Origin of the sequence: Collinsella intestinalis, assembly GCF_902364775.2 — a bacterium.
Taxonomy (GTDB): Bacteria; Actinomycetota; Coriobacteriia; order Coriobacteriales; family Coriobacteriaceae; genus Collinsella.
On the sequence record NZ_CABJEU020000002.1, the window covers coordinates 108,793 to 132,189 of the forward strand.

At 65.0% G+C, this 23,397-nt stretch carries 21 protein-coding genes and 1 tRNA gene; 13 read left to right on the forward strand and 9 right to left on the reverse strand.

Annotation, left to right across the window (positions count from 1 at the left end):
* Positions 1-49: 49 nt before the first annotated feature.
* From FY258_RS06215 to FY258_RS06235, 5 genes are all read left to right on the forward strand, one after another.
* The gene (locus FY258_RS06215; protein WP_147350723.1) at positions 50-1,165 is read left to right on the forward strand and encodes a hypothetical protein; all 1,116 of its coding nucleotides are present in this window, start codon (positions 50-52) and stop codon (positions 1,163-1,165) included.
* Positions 1,166-1,337: 172 nt separating this feature from the next.
* The gene (locus FY258_RS06220) at positions 1,338-1,493 is read left to right on the forward strand and encodes a hypothetical protein (RefSeq protein WP_182279480.1); all 156 of its coding nucleotides are present in this window, start codon (positions 1,338-1,340) and stop codon (positions 1,491-1,493) included.
* A 7-nt stretch (positions 1,494-1,500) separates the two neighbouring features.
* Positions 1,501-2,559 (forward strand): tRNA glutamyl-Q(34) synthetase GluQRS, encoded by a 1,059-nt coding sequence (gene gluQRS / locus FY258_RS06225; RefSeq protein ID WP_118104221.1) that lies wholly within the window; start codon positions 1,501-1,503, stop codon positions 2,557-2,559.
* Positions 2,560-2,626: 67 nt separating this feature from the next.
* A tRNA-Ser gene (locus FY258_RS06230) sits at positions 2,627-2,718 on the forward strand.
* A gap of 718 nt (positions 2,719-3,436) precedes the next feature.
* Positions 3,437-5,416: a DUF2207 domain-containing protein gene (locus FY258_RS06235; RefSeq protein WP_118104223.1), complete on the forward strand. Its 1,980-nt coding sequence runs from the start codon at positions 3,437-3,439 to the stop codon at positions 5,414-5,416.
* Positions 5,417-5,473: 57 nt separating this feature from the next.
* Here FY258_RS06235 and FY258_RS06240 read toward each other — a convergent pair whose 3' ends face one another.
* Positions 5,474-6,109 carry a GNAT family N-acetyltransferase gene (locus tag FY258_RS06240; RefSeq protein ID WP_118104225.1) on the reverse strand — a complete coding sequence of 212 codons (636 nt, stop codon included), beginning with the start codon at positions 6,107-6,109 and terminating at the stop codon, positions 5,474-5,476.
* Positions 6,110-6,343: 234 nt separating this feature from the next.
* Here FY258_RS06240 and purH point away from each other — a divergent pair, with 234 nt between their 5' ends.
* The 5 genes from purH (at position 6,344) to FY258_RS06265 (ending at position 12,037) form a co-directional block, all read left to right on the forward strand.
* Complete coding sequence (gene purH, locus FY258_RS06245) at positions 6,344-7,984, forward strand: bifunctional phosphoribosylaminoimidazolecarboxamide formyltransferase/IMP cyclohydrolase (RefSeq protein ID WP_006723773.1); 1,641 nt, start codon at positions 6,344-6,346, stop codon at positions 7,982-7,984.
* Between the two features lie 154 nt (positions 7,985-8,138).
* Positions 8,139-8,882 carry a hypothetical protein gene (locus FY258_RS06250; RefSeq protein WP_118104227.1) on the forward strand — a complete coding sequence of 248 codons (744 nt, stop codon included), beginning with the start codon at positions 8,139-8,141 and terminating at the stop codon, positions 8,880-8,882.
* A gap of 231 nt (positions 8,883-9,113) precedes the next feature.
* A complete protein-coding gene (locus FY258_RS06255) occupies positions 9,114-9,788 on the forward strand; it encodes a response regulator transcription factor (RefSeq protein WP_118104229.1) in 675 nt (224 codons plus the stop codon).
* Positions 9,789-9,801: 13 nt separating this feature from the next.
* Positions 9,802-10,866 (forward strand): sensor histidine kinase, encoded by a 1,065-nt coding sequence (locus tag FY258_RS06260; RefSeq protein ID WP_118104231.1) that lies wholly within the window; start codon positions 9,802-9,804, stop codon positions 10,864-10,866.
* A 151-nt stretch (positions 10,867-11,017) separates the two neighbouring features.
* Positions 11,018-12,037 carry a LacI family DNA-binding transcriptional regulator gene (locus tag FY258_RS06265; RefSeq protein WP_118104233.1) on the forward strand — a complete coding sequence of 340 codons (1,020 nt, stop codon included), beginning with the start codon at positions 11,018-11,020 and terminating at the stop codon, positions 12,035-12,037.
* 106 nt (positions 12,038-12,143) lie between these two features.
* Here FY258_RS06265 and FY258_RS06270 read toward each other — a convergent pair whose 3' ends face one another.
* Positions 12,144-12,581, reverse strand: coding sequence for a universal stress protein (locus tag FY258_RS06270; protein WP_118104235.1), 438 nt, complete (start codon positions 12,579-12,581; stop codon positions 12,144-12,146).
* A 224-nt stretch (positions 12,582-12,805) separates the two neighbouring features.
* Here FY258_RS06270 and FY258_RS06275 point away from each other — a divergent pair, with 224 nt between their 5' ends.
* From FY258_RS06275 to FY258_RS06285, 3 genes are all read left to right on the forward strand, one after another.
* The gene (locus FY258_RS06275) at positions 12,806-13,741 is read left to right on the forward strand and encodes an undecaprenyl-diphosphate phosphatase (RefSeq protein ID WP_118104237.1); all 936 of its coding nucleotides are present in this window, start codon (positions 12,806-12,808) and stop codon (positions 13,739-13,741) included.
* A gap of 105 nt (positions 13,742-13,846) precedes the next feature.
* Positions 13,847-14,791, forward strand: a complete 945-nt coding sequence (locus tag FY258_RS06280; protein WP_118104239.1) for a nucleoside hydrolase — start codon at positions 13,847-13,849, stop codon at positions 14,789-14,791.
* 33 nt (positions 14,792-14,824) lie between these two features.
* Entirely contained in the window at positions 14,825-15,166 is a 342-nt protein-coding gene (locus FY258_RS06285) for an arsenate reductase family protein (protein WP_006723764.1), read from the forward strand.
* Between the two features lie 346 nt (positions 15,167-15,512).
* Here FY258_RS06285 and FY258_RS06290 read toward each other — a convergent pair whose 3' ends face one another.
* From FY258_RS06290 to FY258_RS06320, 7 genes are all read right to left on the reverse strand, one after another.
* On the reverse strand, positions 15,513-16,724 hold the full coding sequence (locus FY258_RS06290; RefSeq protein WP_118104241.1) for a phosphopentomutase: 1,212 nt from the start codon (positions 16,722-16,724) through the stop codon (positions 15,513-15,515).
* 75 nt (positions 16,725-16,799) lie between these two features.
* Positions 16,800-17,471: a deoxyribose-phosphate aldolase gene (gene deoC, locus FY258_RS06295; protein ID WP_118104243.1), complete on the reverse strand. Its 672-nt coding sequence runs from the start codon at positions 17,469-17,471 to the stop codon at positions 16,800-16,802.
* 82 nt (positions 17,472-17,553) lie between these two features.
* A complete protein-coding gene (locus tag FY258_RS06300; RefSeq protein WP_118104245.1) occupies positions 17,554-18,885 on the reverse strand; it encodes a thymidine phosphorylase in 1,332 nt (443 codons plus the stop codon).
* A 63-nt stretch (positions 18,886-18,948) separates the two neighbouring features.
* Positions 18,949-19,365 carry a cytidine deaminase gene (cdd, locus tag FY258_RS06305; protein WP_118104579.1) on the reverse strand — a complete coding sequence of 139 codons (417 nt, stop codon included), beginning with the start codon at positions 19,363-19,365 and terminating at the stop codon, positions 18,949-18,951.
* Between the two features lie 238 nt (positions 19,366-19,603).
* Positions 19,604-20,527 carry an ABC transporter permease gene (locus FY258_RS06310; RefSeq protein ID WP_118104247.1) on the reverse strand — a complete coding sequence of 308 codons (924 nt, stop codon included), beginning with the start codon at positions 20,525-20,527 and terminating at the stop codon, positions 19,604-19,606.
* A complete protein-coding gene (locus tag FY258_RS06315; RefSeq protein WP_118104249.1) occupies positions 20,520-21,737 on the reverse strand; it encodes an ABC transporter permease in 1,218 nt (405 codons plus the stop codon). The genes FY258_RS06310 and FY258_RS06315 overlap by 8 nt, the downstream gene beginning before the upstream one ends.
* A 1-nt stretch (position 21,738) precedes the next feature.
* Positions 21,739-23,262, reverse strand: a complete 1,524-nt coding sequence (locus FY258_RS06320; protein ID WP_118104251.1) for an ABC transporter ATP-binding protein — start codon at positions 23,260-23,262, stop codon at positions 21,739-21,741.
* Between the last annotated feature and the right edge of the window lie 135 nt (positions 23,263-23,397).

A 23,397-nucleotide genomic window follows, 5' to 3' on the forward strand; every position in this document is an offset into this window, starting at 1 on the left:
CCGGGCTTGCGGGCATACTCGCAATGACGCTTTCAGATCGGAGGTCGTGATGAACGCCAAGCGAATTGCCCGCCTGCTCGTCGCCTGTATTGCGCTGATGATCGGCCTTGTCGGATGCGGGGGTTCGACTGACCCCGCTGGCTCCGCAGCGCCCGGTTCATCACAGGGTTTGGACGCAAGTGCGACACCCGCCCAGCGCGCCGCGGCCTTGTACCAAGAAGCGGTCTCTCATCCTCAATCGTATTTCGGTCTCCCCGAGCATCCCGAGGGTGCGGGTGGATCTGATGTTCCGACATTCGACTACGCTTTGGTGGCCGTCAAGCCCGGCGAGCTCCCCGCGCTGCTTTTGCGCGCTATGGGTTCGGATGGGCGATGGGCCGACGCGGCGGAGATCGTGCCCCTGACCGTGAACGACGCCGGGGACGGGCTTTCGGCTGGGGTCGCGCCGCTATGGGAGGACATCTCCCAGGCGGAAGGGCGGCAGAGGAGCGTTATGGCGTCTGCGTACGGCGACGGCCTGCTTATCGAGGATATGAATCAATTGACGGGTGAGGGCGTTGTTTGGCGCCGCCGTTTCGAGGCGGATGCCGTGCGTCCGGAGCCCGTGTGCGAATTGCGCGTGGGGTCTGATTCGATGGCGGCCAGGGCTGCCACGGAGGAATTCGTGCCCATACCCTGGGAGGCATGTCCGCTTTCGGGGGCGAATCTCGACGACCTCGCCAGTCTGAAGGCGCTCGCGAACGGCACATGGCAGTCGACCGCAGTGCGCGAGGGCAAAGACCACTCGGCAGCGGCGGAGCAATTCGGACTCATCTCTCTGACTGGCACGGTGCGCGAGCTTGATGACCGCGGTATCGCCGCGCTGCAGGGCATCGAGAACCCCAACCCTCCAAGCGACGACCTTGTGATGAATGCAGTGCTCGAGCTCGACGAGCCCGTGACCCTGACCGCCTTGAGCGGCGGCAGTCCGGCCCCACGCGAGGGCGAGGTGCGCTTAATTCTTATTGAGCGGAACACAAGTGAGCTGACCTGGGGCGCCTATCAGGACAAACATGTGACGGCGGCAATCGATCCCGCGATGCTCACGTGGCCCTCCGATACGAGTTTGCCGCTTGGAGAGCCTAGTGTCGCAACGGCGGGCATAGTCGTCGTCGATGTTGGGTGATGCCGCCGTAGGGCTGCTGGGATGGCTGGAAACAAGAGTTTCACGCCGACCGCGATTGCGGGTATGGAAGCAGCTGTAGTCGCTATCGTATATCCTGCTGATACAGAGAATTGAAAGGGTGCCGACCCACGTGCGCTCGCACGGAGGGTCGGCCTTTGCGAGGGGAGGGCTCATGGTCGGGCCGCAGAGGACGGGCGAGGAGGCTCGCGTTCCGGAGTACGACGATCCGTGCATCCGCGCGGAGAATGAGGACGACGACGGTTACGATCCGTATTCCGATCGCCGCCCCGATCCCGAGCCTCTGTTCGAGCGCGACCCGTGGGCGTAGCGGCCGCATGATGGGATCGGCAGAAAACCTCGAGGGTGTTCGCGGGACGTTTTCGCAAAGCGCGCGGGCGGCCGATGCGCGGCCGGTCGTTGGGCGCTTCGCCCCATCGCCGACGGGTCGCATGCATTTGGGGAACGTCGCGGCTTCGCTTTTGGCATGGCTTTCGGTTCGCAGCCAGGGTGGCAAACTCGTGCTGCGCATCGAGGATCTGGATGACCGTGCCCGCAGCGGTCCGTGGGCCGAGTTGCTCATGGACGATCTGCGCTGGTTGGGGCTCGAGTGGGATGAAGGTCCGTATTACCAGACCGAGCGGCTTGACCTCTATGAAGACGCGTTGCAGCGGCTCGATTCGCTTGGGCTGGTATACCCCTGTTTTTGCACGCGAGCCGAGCTTCATGCCGCGAGCGCCCCTCATGCCAGCGACGGCACGCCCGTGTATGCGGGGACGTGTAGGAATCTAACGCCTGAGCAGGTGGCGGAGCGCTCGGCTGTCCGGCCGCCCGCGATGCGCCTGAGGGTGCCTGCGGCGGATGGCTCGGACGTGCTCGCCATGGCACCTCGCATGCCTGTAGCCTCGCCGTCGCGTACGGTGAGGTTCACCGACCGCACGTACGGCGTGCATGTCGAGGACCTTGCACGTGAATGCGGAGACTTTCTCGTGCGGCGCAGCGACGGCGTCTTTGCCTACCAACTCGCCGTCGTCGTGGACGATGCCGCCATGGGCGTCACGGAGGTCGTGCGCGGCTGCGACCTGTTGGGGTCGACGGCGCGCCAGCTGTATCTGCAGGATATGCTCGGCTATGGGCATCCCGAGTATGCGCACGTTCCGCTGTTGGTGGCGCCGGACAGACGGCGCCTGTCCAAGCGCGATCGCGATCTTGATATGGGGGAACTGCGCCGCCGCTTCGGCACGCCCGAGGAGCTTTTGGGGCGCCTTGCTCATGCGCTGGGCCTAAAGCCCGACGCCGCACCGTGCTCCGCCGCGCACCTGGTCGAAGGATTCAGCTGGGACCAAGTGCGAGCGCACCGCGATAACTTCGTGGTGGCGCCCGGTTTCTTGGGCTAGTTTTGAATTGTTGCTTCCGTGCCCTGGTCAAGCCCGCGGAAGTGCGTTATTATCGTCTAGCTGTTCCGGAGAGCTGACCGAGAGGCCGAAGGTGCTCGCCTGCTAAGCGAGTAAGGGCCGCAAAGCCCTTCTGGGGTTCGAATCCCCAGCTCTCCGCCAGTCAGAATTGAGAAGCGAGCCCATGGGGCTCGCTTTTTTTGTTTCCGCCCCATGGATTCGAACCTCGTTAGGGGTGTGGAGCTGGGGAAACGGCGGAGCCGTTTTCCAGCGAAGCCCGCAAGCGCCGCAGGCGCGCAGCGGGAGGAGGGCGGCGCTAGCCGCCCGGCGAATCCCCAGCTCTCCGCCAGTCGAAATGATGCGCCCCCTGAGTTATCGCAGCTTAGGGGGCGTTTTTTGTTCTTGCAACTTACTGCTGTGCACTGAAAACAGCGATCTTTGGCAAGAATGCCGACGTTTTGGCAATTGCGCCGCGCATGAAAAGGCCCCTTTCGGAGAGGGGTTCGAGTTTTGTTGCAGTAAAACTTGGGCTTTGCGAGTAGCAGCCTCATGACCGAAAACAAAACCGCAGGTAATGGCAGTGCCGATTCTGGCTCTACTTGGAGACCCTCCAATCCACTGCAACATTTCTAGAGATCCGCTCGGCACGTCCCGAAAACGCGCTCCGCTACAGTGGCAGCGCGGTCATCTGCGTATACACACGCGCCTGATACTCGCGGTCCAGGTCGTACAGGCCCTTGGGATTGCTGCCAAACAGCTTCATTTTGGTCACCATGTCGCGGGCTCGTTTGCCGAGTCTTCGTTTGCGAAACGCTTGGACACGCGGTGCATACGTGCGGGTACAATGTGCGCATGTTCGACTCGGAGAAAGGCGGCTTGCATGTCCACCTTCCGTTCACGCCCTCGCCCGCTCGTTCGCGCCGCGCTGCGTGCGCTTCTGCTGCCCGCGCTGACCACCCTTGTCGCCTTTGCTGCGACGTTTGCATTTCCCCATGCCGCCCACGCCGACACGTATGCCTTGCCGAGCGTGCACATTCAGGCGCAGGTCATGGAGAACGGCGACCTGTTCGTGACCGAGGCCCGCACCTTCGCCTTCGAGGACACGGTCAACGGCGTGTACTGGGACATTCCCCTTGCCCAAAATGAGCAGGGAGCGCCGTCGTCGATCACGGTCTTCTTCGTGCACGAGCTCGACGACGCCCCCGAGAACGAGGCCGAGGCCCGCCGTGCGGCGCAGCCCATGCGCGAGGTCCCGTCGGCGAACGCCGGCGATAGCGATGCGTACACGGTGGAGAGTCAGGGCGACTCGCTTCGTCTCAAGGTGTTCCTGCCGCGCGAGGACGGCGACGAGACGACCGTGTGGGTTAGCTACATGATCGAGGGCGCCATCATGGCGTGGCCCGATACCGCCGAGCTCTACTGGCAGTTCATCGGGTCCGAATGGGAGGAAGACGCCGAGAACGTCCATCTCGACGTGACGTTTGCCGGTGCGGCCCAGGGTACACCCGCCGCTACGGGCGCTTCCGGCGCCAACCTGCGCGCCTGGGGCCACGGTCCGCTCGACGGCGAGGTTTCCCTCAATACCGCCGAGCCGGACGATCCGCATGTGACGCTCGAGGCCCCCGTGGTGCGCGCCGGTCAGTTCGCCGAGGTCCGCGCGACGTTTCCCATCGACTGGGTGCCCGGCCTCGCCCCTTCCGGCGAGTCTCGTCTCGAGAGCGTGCTGTCCGAGGAGGCGGCATGGGCGGAGGAGGCCAACGCCCAGCGCGAGGGCGCGCGGCAGGTGGCCTTCACGGGTACCGCCGTATTGACCGTCGCGCCCGCAATTATGCTCGGTGTCGTTGTCTACCTGCGTAAAACCAGGTATGCGAGCCCCAAGCCCGTTTTTGACGAGACGTACTTCCGCGATTTGCCGTCGAACGATCACCCGGCGGTCCTCTCGGCCCTGGTGTACAGCGGCGCGGTGCAGGATTGCGCGTTCGTGGCGACTCTGATGAAGCTCACGGACGACCGCGTGATCAAGATCAAGCACGAGACGCGCACCGAGGACAGGTTCCTCGGCTTGGGCGAGAAGAAGGTCGAGGAGTACTCGATTAAGCTTGTGGCGCGCGAGCGCATCACCGATCCTATCGACCTGGCTGCGATCGATCTGTACTTCGGGCCCGGTGCCAAGAACGGCGACGAGGTGCGGTTCGGCGCTTTTCAAAACCAGGAGAGCGCGGGCGAGTACATGCAGTCCTTCAAGGACCAGGTTCTGGCGGAGCTCGAGCGCCGCAATCTCACCAACCTCGCACCCGATACCTTCAGGTATGCCCCGGCAGCCCTTGCCGCCCTTTTCGTGTTCGGGTGCATAGCCTTTGCGATCTTCACCGATGGCGTCAATTTGCCGCTCATCATCCTTGGCGGCGCTCTCGCCATCGCCGCGGCGGTCATCGCCGAGCGCACGAAAGTCCATTCGCCCGAAGCCGTCGAGCTGCTCAATCGCTGCCAGGCGCTCGAGCGTTGGCTCGAGGACTTCACCAATCTGGACGAGGCGGTTCCCGATGACCTCATCCTGTGGAACAAGATGCTCGTCCTGGCTGTCGCTTTTGGCGTGAGCGATGAGGTCCTGCGCCAGCTGGCGGACGCCGTGCCGGTCGACCGTCGGGTGGATGAGAACGGAATGTACTACTACCCGAGCTACTGGTGGTATTACTCGCACGGCAGCCTGCACTCGCCGATGAGCGAAATGCACGATGCGTACCAGGCCACGGTCGCGGAGCTCGCCTCGAGTTCCGACAGTTCCGGCGGCGGCTTCGGCGGCGGATTCTCCGGTGGCGGCGGAGGCGGCGTCGGCGGAGGGGGCGGCGGCACGTTTTAGCCGCTCGTTCGGCTCAGTCGATGCGGGGCGTTCCGAATGTGTTCGGTGCGCCCCCGCCTAGGCGCTCAGGTCGAGGCCGTAGACGTACATCTCCTTGGGCAGCAGGCGCCGCTCGTCGCGCGTGCTGCGATAGGTCCCGGCGCGCTTGAAGCCGTGGTGCTCGTAGAACTGCCAGGTGCAGTCGGTGTCGGTGTAGAGGAACGCGCGGTCCGCCCCGAGCTCGGTCAGGTAGGTCGTCGCGGCGTCCATCAGCACGCTGCCGATGCCCATGCCGCGGGCGGAGCTGCTCACGGCCAGCAGGGTGATCTCGGTCGATCCGGCGTAGCCGCTTTTGGCGAGCAGGGAATCGTTCTTCGATTCGGTCAGCTGGACGCCGTGCCAGTACGCGGCCGCCGCCTCGGGCTCGAGCTCGCGCATGCGGCGGAAGTACTCCTTGGAAATGGTGAACCAGCGCTTGTTCGAGCGCGGGCGAGAGGAGTCGGGACAGGCGAGGACGATGCCGCATGGTTTGTCATCGACGAGCGCGACCTGGGAGAACGTGGAGATCGAAAGCGAATAGGAGAGGTCGTTGCACGCCTCGAGAAAGCCATATTCCGCCGAGGGGCCCTCGTTGTGCCAAGTCTGTTGCAAGATGGCGGCGAGCTCTTCGAAGTCTTCTTCCTCGAAGGGCCGGTACGTGACGCGCGAGACCATGGAACCTCCTGTCATATCCCCACTGTTTGTACCACCTGCCCGCGGGTCGTGTGTGTCGTCCGCGTGGAGTCGCGCCGCACCCTCAGATTCTCCGCGCAAAGGCCATGTTTTCTCGGCAAGTAATCCAAAAGGGCCCCTGGCGAGCCGCGCGCGCCCCGCCGCCTGCGGTACAGTAGAGGCGTATGTAACGGGGGTCGCCGGATGAGGCGGCCCCACCTGTGCGAAGGAGGGTCCATGGCTTCCCAGGGGAAGGTTTCCCGCGCGTTGATCTCGGTGACGGACAAGACCGGCGTGGTCGAGTTCGCCCGTGCGCTCAAGGAGGAGTTCGGTGTCGAGATCATCTCGACCGGCGGTACGGCAAAGGCTCTGGTCGACGGTGGCGTTCCCGTGACGCCCATCGAGGAGTACACCGGGTTCCCCGAGATGATGGACGGCCGCGTCAAGACGCTGCACCCCAAGGTCCACGGCGGTCTGCTGGCCCGTCGCGATTCCGAGCAGCATATGGCCGAGGCTGCCGAGCATGGCATCGGTATGATCGACATGGTGGTCGTGAATCTCTATGAGTTCGAGAAGACCGTTGCCAACCCCGACGTCACCTTCGCGGACGCCATCGAGCACATCGACATCGGCGGCCCGTCCATGCTGCGCTCCGCCGCCAAGAACGCCGACGCCGTGACCGTGGTTTCCGACCCGGCCGATTACGAGACGGTCCTCGCCGAGATGCGCGCCAACGACGGCGCCACCACGCTCGAGACGCGCCGCCGTCTCCAGGTGAAGGTCTACACCACCACGGCCGCCTATGACGGCGCCATTTCCACCTGGCTCGCCGCCCAGGCCGAGTCCGGTTGCGCCGACGCGGTCCTTACCGCCGATGGCGAGTTCGCCGCCCCCGCCGCGATGTCCGTCAAGCTCGAGAAGGCCCAGGACCTGCGCTACGGCGAGAACCCGCATCAGGCCGCCGCGGTCTACCGTTTCGACGCCGCCAACGCCCCGCTCTTCTCCTCGGAGGCCCCGCTCGTGGGCGCCGAGCAGCTCCAGGGCAAGCCGCTGTCCTACAACAACTTCCTCGACGCCGAGGCCGCCTGGAACGCCGTGCGCGAGCTCGACGAGCCCGGCGTGGTGATTCTCAAGCACCAGAACCCCTGCGGTTCCGCCGTCGCCGCTGACGTGACCGAGGCCTACGACCGCGCCTTCGCCTGCGATCCCAAGAGCGCCTTCGGCGGCATCGTTGCCGTCAACCGCGAGGTCCCGCTGTCGCTCGTCGAGCACTTCGCCGACCGTGACAAGCTCTTCGTCGAGGTCCTCATCGCCCCGAGCTTCACGCCCGAGGCCCTCGAGCGCCTCTCCAAGCGCGCAAACCTGCGCGTTCTGGCCACCGGCGGTGCCGCGGGCCACGCCAAGCTCGAGATGCGCACCGTCGACGGCGGCATGCTCGTCCAGCGCGTCGACACGGTCGAGGAGGACCCCGCGACCTTCACGTTCCCCACGGAGCGCAAGCCCACGGACGCCGAGATGCGCGACCTCATGTTCGCCTGGAAGGTCTGCAAGACCGTCAAGTCCAACGCCATCCTCATCGCCAAGAACGAGATGGGCATCGGCATGGGCCCCGGTCAGCCCAACCGCGTCGATTCCGCGCTGCTGGCCTGCCAGCGCGCCGATGAGGTCTGCGAGCGTCTTGGCCAGGAGGCCGGCGGTTACGCCTGCGCTTCCGACGCGTTCTTCCCGTTCCGCGACAACGTGGACACCCTGGCCGCCCATGGCGTGACCGCCATCATCCAGCCCGGCGGTTCCGTGCGCGACGAGGAGTCCATCGACGCCTGCAACGAGCACGGCATCGCAATGGTCTTCACCGGCACGCGCCACTTCCGCCACTAAGGCGACAAAACAGCGTTTGTCGAGCGCCGGGATGTGTAATGAGGGACGGGTGCGAATTACACATCCCGGCGCATTAGAGCGCATCGGGCCGCCACGTGCGGCTCGATGTGTAATTCGCCCGTCCCTCATTACACATGGCAGGAGAGGAGCAGCGTTGAGCGAGCTTGAGCCGTTTTTCAATTCAGCTGAGGAGTGCGCCACGTACGAGCAGTTTTGCGCCGAGCAGGAGCGCGGCGGCGGGAGGTTCGAGCTCGCCGAGCCGGCGCTCGTGTGTCGCTGGCGCATGGCCCGTCGCGGCGTGCCCATGCTGAACAGGCACATCCGCGCGCTTTCCCAGCGTGTGGTGAACGGTGCTCCGCTCACCACCAACATGCTCTCCTGGGCCAAGCAGCACGTCGAATGGTCTCTCGCCGCCGGCGACTATCAAGATCCGAATGGCGTGCTCATGACGGTGATCGACGTCAACGGCGACGCACTCATGAGCGTGGGGCCCTATGAACCGCTCGCCGACCGGTCCCGCGATGCCCTGGTTGCCCGTGCGGAGGAGGCCCGTCGCGAGCAGGCCAAGACCGGCGTCGCCCCCGAGCTGCTGGCCGCGGTGACGCCCGAGGGGCGCATGCTGGTTTTCGCCGCGCTCGATGAGCATCTCTGCGGTGCCGCGACCCTTGTGGAGCAGCTTGCCGCCACGCAGGGCCGTGAGGCCGTGCGCACCTTGGGGGACGGCACCCGTCTTGCGGACGCCCTCGCCGTTGTCGAAGAGGGGAGCGTCGTCTTCCTCATCTCCGACGAGCACGGTGTGGTGGTCGAAGATGAGCAAGCGGCTCCCGTACCCGTTTCCGCCGAGGCCCTGGCGACGGCCCACGCCTTCGCAGATGGCCTGGCAAAGCTCTTCAAGTAGTTTGGCCTGCGCTGCGGTACCGCCCCCGCGTTTCCCGATGCGCCGGCCGCGCTGCCGCTGTTGCCCCGGCGCCTCTCGATCACGCGCTCGCGCCCATGAGGCTTACATTGCTGAAACCTCGCCGACCCGCCGCCTTCGCATCCGGCGGGTCGCGTCATAATGGACCAAAGCAACGCAGGGCGGGCGTTTCGCGATGGCCGCCAAGGTGATGAAGAGGAAGGCGACAGGGGAATGGCGCGCATATTCGTGGTCGAGGACGACGCACCCATTCGCAACGAGGTCATCGAGGTGCTCGAGCGCCAGGGCTTCGAGGTGTCCTACTGCCTTACGTTCGATCGCGTGGTCGACGATATCCTCGCCGCCCGACCCGACCTCGTGCTGCTCGACCTCACCTTGCCTGGCACGGACGGTCAGCTCATCTGCCGCGAGCTGCGCCAGCAGTCCGATATCCCCGTCATTGTGCTCACCTCGCGTGTGACCGAGGTCGACGAGGTCATGAGCATGACCATGGGTGCGGACGATTTCATTCCCAAGCCTTACAGCGCTCGTGTGCTCGTTGCGCGCGTGCAGGCGCTGCTCCGCCGTGTGCAGGGCTCGGGCGACGCCTCTCACGAGCTCGCGCATAACGGGGTGTCGCTCGATCTGTCCCGATCCACGGCCACCGCCGTCGACACCGGTCGAAGCATCGAGCTCACCAAAAACGAGATGCGCATCCTCTCCCTGCTCATCGGCCACGCGGGCACGATCGTGAGCCGTGAGGCCATCATGCGCGACCTATGGGACTCCGATGCGTTCGTGGACGACAACACCCTCACGGTGAACATCAACCGCCTGCGCGCGACGCTCGAGAAGATCGGCGTCACGGGTTATCTCACCACGCACCGCGGACGCGGGTACTCGGTGTAGGGGAGTGCGCGCTATGAGCTTCGTGAAATTCATGGGGTCGCATTGGCCCACGCTCGCCCTGTCGGCCGCGGCCGCGGCCCTCAGTGCGTTCGTTTTGCTGGTCTCGGGCGCGAGCGTGGGCCTCTCCCTGCTCGTGGCGGGCGTGGTCGTTGGCTCCGCGATCATCTCGATCGCCATCGACTATCGTCGCAAGCGCCCGTTCTATGGGGATCTTGCCGCTTGCACCGACGACCTCGAGCATCCGCTGTGGATCTTCGAGATGGTGGACGAGCCCGACTATCCGGAGGGCAGGCTTGCCTACGAGGCCCTGAGCGCCGTGTCGAAGGCCGCCAACGACGACGTCTCGGAGTACCGCCGCCAGGCTCAGGACTATCGCGAATACGTCGAGACCTGGGTCCACGAGGCGAAGTCGCCCCTCGCCGCCGCCCACCTCATGCTCGAGAACCTCATGGAGAGCCTGCCCGCCGACGAGACGGGCGAGGTGCTGCTCGAGAAGACCGAGGCGCTCGGCGAGGAGCTCGACCGTGTGGAGGGCTTTATCGAGCAGGCGCTGTTCTTCGCCCGATCCGAGTCGCTCGACCGCGACTACCTGATTCGCCCCTATAGCCTGCAAAAGCTCGTGGGCGATGCGGTGCGCGCCAATGCGCGCGTGCTGATGGGGGCGCATGTGGCTCCGTATCGCATCGATCTGGAGCAGACGGTGTTCACGGACGAGAAATGGATGAACTTCATTCTGGGGCAGCTCATCCAGAACAGCGCGAAATACGCCGCGGGCGAGGGTGCCGAGCTGGTGTTCTCAAGTCGCTTGTGCGATGAAGGGCTGTCGAGCGAACGCATCGAGTTGGAGGTGCGCGATAACGGCTGCGGCGTCGAGCAGGCCGATCTGACGCGCGTATTCGACCGCGGTTTCACCGGCGAGAACGGACGCACGGGCAAGCGCGCCACGGGCATAGGCCTGTATCTGGTCAAGCGCCTGTGCGACAAGATGGGGCTCGCGGTGCGCGCGCAATCGGCGCCGGGGGAGTACTTTGCGGTGACCATCGCGTTTCCGACGAACAAGATGCACTACTTCGAATGATTGCTTTGTGAGGGGCCAAGACGAGCCGACCACCCGTCGTGCAGGGGGCGCCGCTCAGTGATAAAGGCGTTGACCATCACCCGCAAAAGAGGAAAATGAAGCGTCGGACGTATGGGAACGTACGTCCTTCGTTCGTTTATGGGGGTGTAGCATGGCGACAAAGGTCACGCTCAAGGAAATCGCGCAGGAAGTCGGGCTGTCACCGTCGGCGGTGTCGCTCGTTCTCAACGACCGTCCCTGCCGCATCTCGGATGAGAATCGCCGGCGCATCAAGGAAGTCGCCGCGCAGAAGCGCTATGTGCCCAATCAGATCGCGCGCAGCCTTGTGATGCAGCAGTCGAGGACCCTCGGCCTCATCGTGCCGAACATCATGAGCCGCTTCTTCTCCTCGTTTGCCCGCAACCTCGAGGTGCGCTGCCGCGAGCGTGGATACGCCCTGTTCATCATGAACTCCGACGGCAAGACCGAGAACGACGCCGACCTGGTTCGCCTGCTGATCAACCGCGGCGCCGACGGCATCTTCCTCGTCGCCGCCGAGGAGGTCTCGCCCGACCCCCTGCTCATGGAGCAGCTCGAGGCCGGTATTGTGCCCGTGGTGATGGTCGACCGCTCGATTGAGAACGCGCCTGGCGACAAGGTTCGATTCGACAGCGAGCTCGGCGGATACCTGGCAACCAAGCACCTGCTCGACGAGGGGCATCGCCGCGTCGCGTGCGTGGTGAACACCGCATCGCATACCGGCCGCGATCGCCTGGCCGGCTGTCGGCGCGCGTTTGCCGAGGCCGGTGCGCCCTTTGGCGAGGACCTGGTGTTCGAGAGCGACTATTACATCGCCGACGGCTGCCGCGCCGCCGAGCGCATCGTGGCCTCCGACGCCACGGCGATTTTCGCGAGCTCCGACAACATTGCCCTCGGCGTGCTCAAGTGCCTGTACGCGCACGGCAAGCGCGTGCCGCGCGACTACTCGCTTGTAAGCTACGACAACTCCGCCGCCGATGCGTTGTTCGAGCCCGCGCTCACCGCTATCGAGCAGGACGTCGAGGAGTTGGCCGATCATGCGCTCGAGCTGTTGCTCGCCCGGGTCGAGGCCAAGGACGGCACTCCGGGTCCGTTCGAGGAGCGGGTGCTCCCGCCGCGCTTGGTCCGCAACGCCAGCGTCTCCCGCCCTTAACGTCTCAATTTGTGCCTGTCCCCGATTGAGACATGAAGAAGGCCGCCCGAAAGGGGCGGCCTTCTAAGTTGGGGGTATGTGGGTGCGCGGCGTGTTCCGCTTGGCGCTACTTGACGACCAGGATGTCGCAGTCGGTGTTGCGCAGCAGGAACGTCGAGATGGAGCCGAGCAGTGCGTATTTGATGGAGGACAGGCCGCGGGCACCGCAGAGGACCAGGTCGGGCTCGATGACGTCGAGCATCTCGTCCTTCAGGGTCTCGCGGATGCGACCGGCGCGAATCACAACGTCGACGGAGGGGATGGCGGGGTTGGCTTTGGCCTCCTCGACCTGGGCGGCGATGGAGTTGGTGAAGGCGTCCTGAAGCCCCTGGACCAGGTCGGCGGGATAGGATCCGGCGGACTCAAGCGCCGTGGAGTCGATGACATGGCCGATGACGAGCGCGGCGCCGTTGTTCGCGGCGACCTTGATCGCGCGGGCGAGGACGAAGTCCTGCTGCTCGGTGCCGTCAAGGGCGACGAATACCTTGGAATAACCCTCGTGCATGGTGACCTCCTTGGTCTATGCGGGCTTTCACGCGCCCGTCTCATGGTGCTTTACCATGCCACAGTTATACCCATTCGGCTTACATTTGCGTTCGATATATCGCGAACGGCGCGCATTTTCGGTGCAGCGCATCGTGTCGGGTGATAATGGGATATCGCGCCGCAGGGCGGCGCTATTTGTATCGACATGCTCGGCGCGCGCCGTCGCGCCCCTGAGGAGGACACGTGGATATTATCGAGCTGCTCAAATCCGCCTTCCTTGGCCTGGTCGAGGGCATCACGGAGTGGCTGCCCATCTCGTCGACGGGCCACATGATCTTGGTGGACGAGTTCATCAAGCTGAACGTCACCGAGGAATTCTGGAACATGTTCCTCGTCGTCATCCAGCTCGGTGCCATTCTCGCCGTGTGCGTGCTGTTCATACGCGACCTGCTGCCGTTTGGCTTTGGCAAGACGCGCCAGGAGTGCCGCTCCACGTGGAGCCTGTGGGGCAAGATCATCGTGGGCTGCCTGCCCGCGGCGATCATCGGCATTCCGCTCGACGACTTCATGGAGGAACACCTCTACAACGCCTGGGTTGTTGCCGCTGCGCTCATCGTCTACGGTATCGCCTTCATTGTGATCGAGCGTTGGCGCGCCAATAAGCTCGCCGCGCGCGTGGCTGCCGAGGCTGTGGCGCCGGGCGGTAGGCCCATGGGCTCGCATTTCGCCGCCCCCGCCTCTGCTGTCGAGCCCACCGAGGGTGGCGACTTCGGTTCCATCACCACGCTCGACGATCTCTCTTATAAGACCGCCTTCGGCATCGGCTGCTTCCAGGTGCTCTCGCTCATTCCCGGTACCTCGCGTTCCGGATCCACCATCATCGGCGGCCTGTTGCTGGGCACCACGCGCTCTGTGGCGGCCAAGTTCACCTTCTTCCTGGCGATTCCCGTCATGTTCGGCGCGAGTTTCCTCAAGCTTGTGAAGTTCTTCCTCAAGGGCGGCGTGTTTGACCCGAGCGGCGTTGCCATCCTCGCGGTCGGTTGCATCGTCGCGTTCATCGTCTCGCTCGTCGCGATCAAGTGGCTCATGGGCTTCGTACGCCGTCACGACTTCACGGCGTTCGGCATCTACCGCATCGTGCTCGGTGTCGCGGTGCTCGCGTACTTCATGCTGGTGTAAGTGACTTGCTGCACGGTGCGATGCGCACCGTGCGAATCCTTTGCATGTATATGGCACGTACTCTGGCATACTGGGTGCGTGTCATTTTCTTTTGAAAGGTTTCGTATGACGAACGTGTATTTCAACCATGACGGCGGCGTTGACGACCTGGTGAGCCTGCTGCTGTTGCTGCAGATGCCCGAGGCCCGTGTGACGGGTGTCTCGGTTGTGGACGGCGATTGCCAGATCGAGGCGGCCCTCGAGGCGTCTCGCAAAATCATCGATCTCTTTGGGGGTAAGCAGGCGGCTCTCGAGGTTGCGGCGTCGGACTCTCGCCCGCATCATCAATTCCCCTCGGAGTGGAGGGGTTCCGCCTTCACCTTCGATGCGCTGCCCATGCTGAACGAGCACGGCGCGCCTCGCACGCCGATTGCCGCGCGTCCGGCCCATCTCGACCTGGTGGATAAGGTCATGGCCGAGGAGGGCAAGACGACCCTGCTGTTCACCGGCCCCCTGACCGACCTCGCCCGCGCGCTGGACGCTGAGCCCGCCATCGAGGAGAAGATCGAGACGCTCTTTTGGATGGGCGGTTCGCTTGACGGTCATGGCAACGTGGTGGACCCGTGTTTTGACGGCACCGCCGAGTGGAACGCCTTTTGGGACCCCGAGGCGGTCAAGCGCGTGTGGGACTCGTCGCTCGAGATCCACATGGTGGGTCTGGAGAGCACCGAGGAGCTGCCGCTCACGCGCGACCTCTGCCAGCACTGGGCCGAGCTGCGCCGTTACCCGGCCATCGACCTGATCGGCCAGGGATATGCGCTGGTCCTCAACGTGGCCGCCAACAACGTGTACTACCTGTGGGACGTGCTCACCACCGTCTACTGCCTGTACCCCGAGATCGCCGAGGTCGAGCGCGTGCGCTGCGATGTCCGCGTGGACGGCGCCGCGGCCGGCCGGACCTTCCGCTGCGACGAGGGTCGCGAGGTGACGCTCGTGACGCACGCCGACCCGGAGCGCTTCTACGCGCTCGTCGACGAGCTGGCGATGTCGGCCGCTCCGGCCCTGTACTGAGACCCATCGATCCTTCGACCCCACGGAGCCGACATGAACATCCAGATCTTCGGTACTAAAAAGAGCTTCGACACCAAGAAGGCCCAGCGCTATTTCAAGGAGCGTCGCATCAAGTTCCAGTTCATCGATCTCAAAGAGAAGGAGATGAGCAAGGGCGAGTTGCAGAGCGTGATGCGCGCCGTGGGCGGCATCGACGCCGTGATCGACCCGGACGCGAAGGATCAGGACACCGTGGCGCTCATCACCTATCTTGCCGAGAGTCAGAAGTTCGACAAGCTGCTCGAGAACCAGCAGGTCCTGCGCGAGCCCATCGTGCGCAACGGCGCCAAGGCGACCGTGGGTTACTGTCCCGATACCTGGAAGGGCTGGGAGTAGGCCCGCTGCCGCATCTGCGCGAGAGCGATTTTGCCAAATTCAAAAGAAGCGTGACCGGCGCCCCTTGCTAGGGGCGCCTTTTTGCCTAATGAGGATGGGAAAAAGAAAAAAAGAGCGTCCGTGCGACGTATGGCCGGGGTGATTCGTGGTCATTTCGCGCTGAAGTCTCGCGCGGCAGCGGCCCGCATGCGCTCATCGGTCACACATCTTGAGAATTTGGCAATCACAGAATCGGCTGGCGCTTTCCAGGCGCATAAAAACGCCGCCTACCGAATGGGTGGTGCATGCGGTAAGCGGCGGCAGTGTTGATGGCACTAAGTTGATCTGGCGGCGGGTGCTTGGCGTGCTATTGGAGCTCGCTGAGGAAGCTCGTGCCCTCGCCGTTGCCGGGGACGCCGAAGTTCTCCAAGATCGTGGCGCCGATATCCGAGGCGGTCGGGCGCAGGCCCAGGTCGACGCCGCCGCGCATGGAGGGACTCCAGGCGAGCAGCGGTACGAGCTCGCGCGTATGGTCGGTGCCGCGGTAGGTGGGGTCGTTGCCGTGGTCGGCGGTGATGATCAGCAGGTCGTCGTCGCGCATGGCGTCCATGACGCCGCCGAGGCGCCGGTCGAAGTCCTCGAGCGCCAGGCCGTCGCCGAGCGGGTCGCGGCGGTGTCCGTACACGGCGTCGAAATCCACCAGGTTGGTGAAGCACAGGCCGTGCCAATCGCGAGCCATGACCTCATCCACATGGTCCATGCCATCGGAGTTGCTCTCGTTGTGATAGCTCTCGGAAAAACCGTTGCCGCACAGCAGGTCGTAGGTCTTGCCCACGGCGATGGTGTCGAGGCCCGCGTCGCGCAGGAAGTCGACGACCGTGGGGCCGGTGGGGGTCAGGCCGTAATCGTGGCGGTTGGCGGTGCGGGTGAAATCTGCGGCGCACGTGCCCACGTACGGGCGCGCGATGACGCGACCCATGGTGATCTCGGGGCCGTTGATGAGGGTGCGTGCGTATTCGCAGATGCGGTAGAGCTCGTCGAGCGGAATCACATCCTCATGCGCGGCGATCTGCAAGACCGAATCGCCCGAGGTGTAGACGATCAGGTCGCCCGTGGCCAGTTGGTGCTCGCCGTAGTCCTTGAGCACTTCGGTGCCGGAGTAGGGCTTGTTGCACACGATGTTGCGACCGCTGAACGCGCGGAGCTTGTCGAGCAGCTCATCGGGGAAGCCCTGCGGGAAGTAATCCACCTCAAAGCGCGTGGGCAGGCACATCATCTCCCAGTGACCGTCGAGCGAGTCGTTGCCCAGGCTGATGATGCGCATGCGGCCGAAGCCGCCGGCGGGCTCGGTGTCCGCGTTTACGCCGGCGAATGGCTTGCCGGGGCGCACGCGGCCCAGGCCGAGACGCTCCATGTTGGGGAGCGCGAGCGGGCGCCCCTGGTTGTCGACCCACCATTGGGCCATATGGCCGAGGGTGTCGGCGCCGTCTGAGTTGTACTTGTCGGCGTCGGGTGCGTCACCCACGCCGATCGAGTCGATGACGATGGTCAGGATGCGGCGATACTTCTGAGATGCCATAAAAGGTCCTTTGAGAACGATGAAAGCCCCGAGCGCGCGAGTGCGGTGCTCGGGGCGACGGTGCATGTGCGGTGCTTAGGCGTCGAGCTCGCTCAGGATGGCGATGCTCGCGGAGACACCCAGGCGGTTGGCGCCGGCCTCGATCATGGCCTCGGCGTCGGCCAGGGTGCGGATGCCGCCAGCGGCCTTCACGCCAAAGTCGGGGCCGACGGTCTCGCGCATGAGGCGGACGTCCTCGACGGTGGCGCCGCCGGTGGAGAAGCCGGTGGAGGTCTTCACAAAGTCCGCGCCTCCCTCGACGGTGAGGCGGCTCGCGCGGACCTTCTCCTCCTCGGTGAGCAGGCAGCACTCGATGATCACCTTGAGGTGGGCGCCGCCGGCGTGAGCGGCCTCGGCCACGGCTGCGATGTCGGCGCGCACCACGTCGTCGTTGCCGGCCTTGAGCTCGCCGATGTTGATGACCATGTCGACCTCGCGCGCACCGGCGGCCACGACGTCGGCGGTCTCGGCAGCCTTGGCGGCGGTGGACATGGCGCCCAGCGGGAAGCCGATGACGGCGCAGGTCATGACATCGGTGCCCTCGAGAGCGGCGGCGACGCGCGGGACCCAATAGCCGTTCACGCACACGGAGGCGGTGTTCAGCTCGCGCGCCTCGGCGGCGACGCGGTCGATTTGCTCGGCGGTAGCGTCGGCCTTGAGCAGGGTGTGGTCCATGTACTTGGCGAGTTCGGATTTGGTGAGGGACATGGCGATTCCTTTCATTTGAAACCCCGGGTGGGGCGGTGGTTGCAGATGCGTATGTGGGGCGTATACCCCGAGGAGTGTCCGGCTACGCGTACGCAACGCCCGCAGCCGTCACGCTTGCGTAGAGCAGGGGCTCGACGGGCGGCTCCTTGGGTCCGTACGTGTAGGCGCCGGCGAGTGTGGCGAGTCCGCAGGTGAGTTTGCTCGCGTCGTTGGCGTGTGCGACGGCGATCGGCTCACCGCACTCGACGGGATCGCCGTAGTTCTTGAGGAGGGTGATGCCGCAGCTGTGGTCGATCTCGTCGTTGAGGGTGAGGCGCCCGCCTCCGAGTTCGGCCGATGCCACGCCCACGCGCTCGGTATCGATATGCGCAACGAAGCCCGTGCACGGTGCGCACAGCGTCTCGTGCAGGCTCGCCTGCGGGAGCAGGGAGGGGTCGTCTATGACGCGCACGTCTCCGCCCTGGGCGGCGACGATCTCCTTGAGCTTGGCGAGCGCCGATCCGTCCTCGACCACGCGACGCGCCCGCGCCTCGGCCTCGTTGTGGTCAAAGCGCCCCGTGAGCTCGAGCAGGTCGCTCGCGAGCATGATCGCCTCGTGCGTGAGGTCGGCGGGTCCGCGCCTCTGCAGGGTCTCGATGACTTCTGCGACCTCGAGGGCATTGCCGATGTTGCGCCCCAGCGGGCGGTCCATATTGGTGATGAGCGCCTTCACGCGGCGTCCCATGCCCTCGCCGATCTCGACCATGGCCTGCGCGAGTTCGATGGCCTCGGGCACGGTCTTCATGAATGCGCCGGATCCGACCTTGACGTCGAGCAGGATACAGCCCGAACCTGCGGCGAGCTTCTTGCTCATGATCGAACTGGCGATGAGCGGTATGCAGCTCACGGTTGCGGTGACGTCGCGCAGGGCATAGATGAGCTTGTCGGCCGGGACGAGGTTGCCCGTCTGGCCGATGATGGAGGCGCCGTGCTCCCGCACGCAGGAGAGGAACGCGTCATCTGTGAGGGCGGTGTCGAAGCCGGGGATGCTCTCGAGCTTGTCCACGGTGCCGCCCGTGTGGCCAAGACCGCGCCCGGTCATCTTGGCGACGAACGTATGCCCGGGGTCCATGGCCGCAAGCATGGGCACGACGGCGAGCGAGGTCTTATCCCCCACGCCTCCGGTGGAGTGCTTGTCCACGGTGGCGCCCGGAATGCTCGAGAGGTCCATGACATCGCCCGAGTTCATCATGTGCATGGTGAGCAGGCGCGTCTCCTCGGGCGTCATGCCGCGTAGGTAGATGGCCATGAGCAGGGCGCTCGCCTGATAGTCGGGGATGCGCCCGGAGGTGTAGCCATCCACGAAGAAGCCGATCTCGGCGTCGCTGAGCGCGCCGCCATCGCGCTTCTTCTCGATGATGTCGTACATGCGCATAGGGTTGCCTCATTTCCATGTGGCGGCAAGGGGGCGCCGCCGGAGCCATTGGCGAGATGGGGGTTAGTGCCCGAGGTTCTCCGGGCCAAAGCCGTAGGGGAGAAGATCTTCGAGGGTTGCCTCGACGAATGCATCGGGGCTCGTCCCCATGAGGATGCGGAAGGTGGCCGGGTCGCAGAACTCGCGCATCACCTGCCGGCACACGCCGCATGGCGCGCACAGCTCGCTGATGGGCTCACCTGCGGGGCCTCCGACCACGGCGATGGCCGTGAAGTCCCGATGCCCGTCGAAGATGGCGCGGAAGAACGCCGTGCGCTCGGCGCAATTGCCCGGCGAATAAGCCGCGTTCTCGATATTGCACCCGCCGTACACGCTCCCATCGGCGCATAGCAGCGCCGCACCGACGGCGAAGTTCGAATATGGGGAATACGAGTTCACCCGGGCTGCGATGGCAGCCCGCACAAGTTCAAGGTCGCTTATCATTTCGCTCCTCTTCGATATTGGATGGCTGGCCCTTGGTAAACGCAGGGTGCCCGGGGCGCATATCGTCCGATGCGAGTTCCGCACGAGCCGGAGGGTCCAGTGGACCCTCCGTGCGAGCAGGACTGCCCGAGCAGCGGATGATATGCACCCCGGGCACCCGGAGGGCTACGCGGCCCGGTGCGAGCAGGACTGCCGGGCGCAGGATAAAAAGGACGGGCCTCCCGTTGGGACCGGATTACCCGCGCGAGCCCTTCTCGTAGGGCACGCCGTCCGCCTTGGGCGCCACGGAGCGGCCCACGAACAGCACCAGCACGACGAGGGTGAGGATGTAGGGCATGATGGCGAGGATCTCGCTGGGGATGGGCACAACGCCGCCGCCCAGGATGATCACGAGGGCCTGCGCCATGCCGAACAGCAGGCACGCGCCGAACGCGCCGTGCGGGGTCCACTTGCCAAAGATCACCGCTGCCAGCGCGATGAAGCCCTGTCCGGCGACGGCGGTCTGCGTGAACTGGGAGATGATCGCCAGCGTGATGGAGGCGCCGCCGAATCCCGCCATGACGCCGGAGAGCACGACGCAGATGAAGCGCGTGCGGCTCACGTTGATGCCGAGGGTGTCGGCGGCGGAGGGGTGCTCGCCCACGGCGCGGACGCGCAGACCCCACTTGGTCTTGTAGAGCACAAACCACACCACGGCGGCGGCGATGATGCCGAACACGACGGTGACGTCGACGTTGAGGTTCGCCCACGGGGTACCGGCGAAGGCGCCGCGCCCGAAGATCTTGGGCAGCGTCTCGATGGAGGGGCTCTGCGTGCCGCCGTCCCACATGAGGCGGGCGAGGAAGAGCGCGAGGCCGGGTCCCAGCATGTTGAGGGCGATGCCCGAGACGTTCTGGTCGGCGCGGAAGGTCACCGCGGCGACGGCGTGCAGCAGTGCGAAGACGCCGCCTGCGATGCCCGCGCACAGGAACGCGATCCAGGGGTTGCCGGTGTAGAACGAGACGGCGGCGCCGGCGAGGGCGCCGATGGTCATCATGCCCTCGATGCCGATGTTGACGACGCCGGAGCGCTCGGAGATGACGCCGCCCAGGGCGCCGAAGACGAGCGGGGTCGCATACATGAGGGTGATGCCGATGAGCAGCATGACGTTGTTAAGCATGGTTGGCCTCCTGCGCGTCGGGAGTGGCCGCTGCGATTTGGGCCCTCTCGGCAGAGCGCTTCTCCAGGCGCTCGGCGATGAGGGTGACCACGCGGGCGAGCGCGACGAAGAACACGATCGTGCCGATCATGATGTTGATGATGTCGGTGGGGGCGCCCACGGCCATCTGCACGGAGGTGCCGCCGTAGAGCAGGCCGCCGAACAGCAGGCCGGCGAAGATGCACCCGATGGGGGAGGAGCCGGCGATGAGCGCGACGGAGAAGCCGTTGAAGCCGTAGTTCTCGAATGCGGCGAGCGTCGAGATGCAGTGCGGCTGGATGCCGGTGATCATGAGGGCGCCGGCCAGGCCCGAGATACCGCCCGCGATGACCATGGCGAGCACGGTGTTGCGCTCGACGGGCATGCCGGCGAACTCGGCGGCGTCGCGGTTGAAGCCCACGGCGCGCAGCTCAAAGCCGAGCTTGGAACGGTAGAGGACGAACCAGATCGCGATGGCGACGAGGATGGCCACGATGAAGGCGATGTTGACGTCGGTCTTGACGAGGAAGTCGTAGAGCCACGGGACGTTCTGCAGGGTCTCAAGGCCCTGGTCGGAGAGCTTCCACTCGGGCAGGATCATGGTGTAGCTGGAGGGATTCACCGGGATCGACGAGGTGGAGCTCGGGCGATGGAACATCTCGGAGTTCACGACGAAGTTGTTGAGGTACAGCATCGTCCAGTTGAGCATGATGGCGGTGATGACCTCATGGATGCCGAAGCGGGCCTTGAGGAAACCCGTGATGGCGCCGATGGCGGCGCCGCCGGCGATACCGGCGAGGATGACGACGGGCACCTGCAGCACCATGGGCAGGTCGAGCGTGGAGCCCACGAGCACGGCGCACACAGCGCCGGCCACGTACTGGCCCTCTGCGCCGATGTTGAACATGCCCGTCTTGAAGGCGAACGCCACCGAGATTCCGGTGAGGATGATGGGGGACGCCTTGATGATGGTGTTGGAGATGTACTTGGGCTTGGAGAACACGCCCTCGAACAACGCCGCGAAGGACGCGACGGGGTCGTAGCCAGCCACCGCGAGCAGGACCGCCGCCACGGCGAATCCGAGCGCGATGGCGATGAACGTAGCGGTGATGGGGCGCTTGAGGATGCGCTGGAGCAGGCTCTCCTGGGGTTTGGCGGTATGCGCCGCGCCTGCGGTTGCAGTGGATGCCATGCTATTCACCTCCTGCCATGAGCAGGCCGATCTTGTTTTCGTCGACCTCGCCCTGCTTGAATGTACCGGTGATGCGGCCGTCGTAGATGACGTCGATGGTGTCGGACACGCTCATGACCTCGTCGAGCTCGAGCGAGATGAGCAAGATGGCCGTGCCGCGGTCGCGCTCGGCGACGAGCGCCTTGTGAACATATTCGATGGCTCCCACGTCGAGGCCGCGCGTGGGCTGCACGGCGATGAGCACGTCGGGATCGTTGGAGACCTCGCGGGCGATGATGACCTTCTGCTGGTTGCCACCGGACAGGCCGCCGGCGGTTTTGTCGGCGCAGTCGGCGGGGCGGACATCGTAGTCGGCGATGAGCTGCTCGGTGTATTCGTGCATCTTGGCGCCATCGAGCATGCCGTGCTTGCCGAATTCGGGCGTGCGGTACTTCTCGAGCGCGGCGTTCTCGGCAACGGTGAAGGGCAGCACCAGGCCGCGCTTCTGGCGGTCCTCATGGATGGTCGAGACCTTGTGGTCGATGACATTGCGCGTCGTGGTGTTTTGAATCTCCTCGCCGTTCACGAGGATCTTTCCGGAGGTCGCCTTCGCCAGGCAGGTGATGGCCTCGACGAGCTCCTTCTGGCCGTTGCCATCGATGCCTGCGATGCCGACGATTTCGCCGGAGCGGACCGCGAGGTCGAGGCCCTTGACGGTCTCGATGCCGCGCTCGTCGTTCACGTGCAGGTCGCGAATTTCAAAGACGGTCTTTCCAGGCGTGGCGGGCTGCTTCTCGACCTGGAGGTTCACGTGGTGTCCGACCATCATGTCGGCGAGGTCCTCCTCCGTGACGTCCGCGACGGTGACTTCGTCGACGTACTGGCCGCGGCGGATGATCGTGCAGGTGTTGGAGGACGCCTTGATCTCCTTGAGCTTGTGGGTGATGACGATGATGGTCTTACCCGCGCTGGTGAGGTCGTGCATGATCTGGATGAGGCGGTCGATCTCCTGGGGTGTGAGAACCGCGGTGGGCTCGTCCAGGATCAGGATGTCGGCGCCGCGGTAGAGCGCCTTCAAGATCTCGACGCGCTGCTGCATGCCGACCGAGATGTCTTCGATCTTGGCATCGGGGTCGACCTCGAGGCCGTACTGCTCGATGATCTGGCAGACCTTCTCGCGGGCCTTTTTCATGTTGAGGATGCCCGCTGCACCGCACACCTCGCTGCCGAGCACGATGTTTTGGGTCACGGTGAAATTGTCCACGAGCATGAAGTGCTGGTGGACCATGCCGATTCCATGGGCGATGGCGTCGTTGGGGGTGTTGATGACGACGGGCTCGCCGTTGAGGCAGATCTGGCCCTCGTCGGCTTGGTACAGACCGTAGAGCACGTTCATGAGCGTGCTCTTGCCGGCGCCGTTCTCGCCCAGGACCGCGTGGATCGTGCCCTTCTGCACGGTGAGGTCCACATGGTCGAGTGCGGTGAACGTGCCGAACGTCTTTACGATGCCGCCCATCTGCACCGCGTAGCGCGCATCTGGCTTCATAGGCCGTTCGCTCCTTCCATTTCTCCTTCGGGTTCGGGGCCCTCCGGCCCCTCTTCGTCCCGCGCCGGGAGCGTCCTTGCAGGCACTCCCGGCGCGGGACGGCTCGTCTGCTCGCACGAGCCGTGAACGACGCGG

What these genes read in the sequence shown, in the direction of transcription:
- FY258_RS06215 (WP_147350723.1), top strand. Translation starts at nt 50, where the DNA reads ATGAACGCCAAGCGAATTGCCCGCCTGCTCGTCGCCTGTATTGCGCTG.
- FY258_RS06220 (WP_182279480.1), top strand. Translation starts at nt 1,338, where the DNA reads ATGGTCGGGCCGCAGAGGACGGGCGAGGAGGCTCGCGTTCCGGAGTAC.
- gluQRS (WP_118104221.1), top strand. Translation starts at nt 1,501, where the DNA reads ATGATGGGATCGGCAGAAAACCTCGAGGGTGTTCGCGGGACGTTTTCG.
- FY258_RS06235 (WP_118104223.1), top strand. Translation starts at nt 3,437, where the DNA reads ATGTCCACCTTCCGTTCACGCCCTCGCCCGCTCGTTCGCGCCGCGCTG.
- FY258_RS06240 (WP_118104225.1), bottom strand. Translation starts at nt 6,109, where the DNA reads ATGGTCTCGCGCGTCACGTACCGGCCCTTCGAGGAAGAAGACTTCGAA.
- purH (WP_006723773.1), top strand. Translation starts at nt 6,344, where the DNA reads ATGGCTTCCCAGGGGAAGGTTTCCCGCGCGTTGATCTCGGTGACGGAC.
- FY258_RS06255 (WP_118104229.1), top strand. Translation starts at nt 9,114, where the DNA reads ATGGCGCGCATATTCGTGGTCGAGGACGACGCACCCATTCGCAACGAG.
- FY258_RS06260 (WP_118104231.1), top strand. Translation starts at nt 9,802, where the DNA reads ATGAGCTTCGTGAAATTCATGGGGTCGCATTGGCCCACGCTCGCCCTG.
- FY258_RS06265 (WP_118104233.1), top strand. Translation starts at nt 11,018, where the DNA reads ATGGCGACAAAGGTCACGCTCAAGGAAATCGCGCAGGAAGTCGGGCTG.
- FY258_RS06270 (WP_118104235.1), bottom strand. Translation starts at nt 12,581, where the DNA reads ATGCACGAGGGTTATTCCAAGGTATTCGTCGCCCTTGACGGCACCGAG.
- FY258_RS06280 (WP_118104239.1), top strand. Translation starts at nt 13,847, where the DNA reads ATGACGAACGTGTATTTCAACCATGACGGCGGCGTTGACGACCTGGTG.
- FY258_RS06285 (WP_006723764.1), top strand. Translation starts at nt 14,825, where the DNA reads ATGAACATCCAGATCTTCGGTACTAAAAAGAGCTTCGACACCAAGAAG.
- FY258_RS06290 (WP_118104241.1), bottom strand. Translation starts at nt 16,724, where the DNA reads ATGGCATCTCAGAAGTATCGCCGCATCCTGACCATCGTCATCGACTCG.
- deoC (WP_118104243.1), bottom strand. Translation starts at nt 17,471, where the DNA reads ATGTCCCTCACCAAATCCGAACTCGCCAAGTACATGGACCACACCCTG.
- FY258_RS06300 (WP_118104245.1), bottom strand. Translation starts at nt 18,885, where the DNA reads ATGCGCATGTACGACATCATCGAGAAGAAGCGCGATGGCGGCGCGCTC.
- FY258_RS06310 (WP_118104247.1), bottom strand. Translation starts at nt 20,527, where the DNA reads ATGCTTAACAACGTCATGCTGCTCATCGGCATCACCCTCATGTATGCG.
- FY258_RS06315 (WP_118104249.1), bottom strand. Translation starts at nt 21,737, where the DNA reads ATGGCATCCACTGCAACCGCAGGCGCGGCGCATACCGCCAAACCCCAG.
- FY258_RS06320 (WP_118104251.1), bottom strand. Translation starts at nt 23,262, where the DNA reads ATGAAGCCAGATGCGCGCTACGCGGTGCAGATGGGCGGCATCGTAAAG.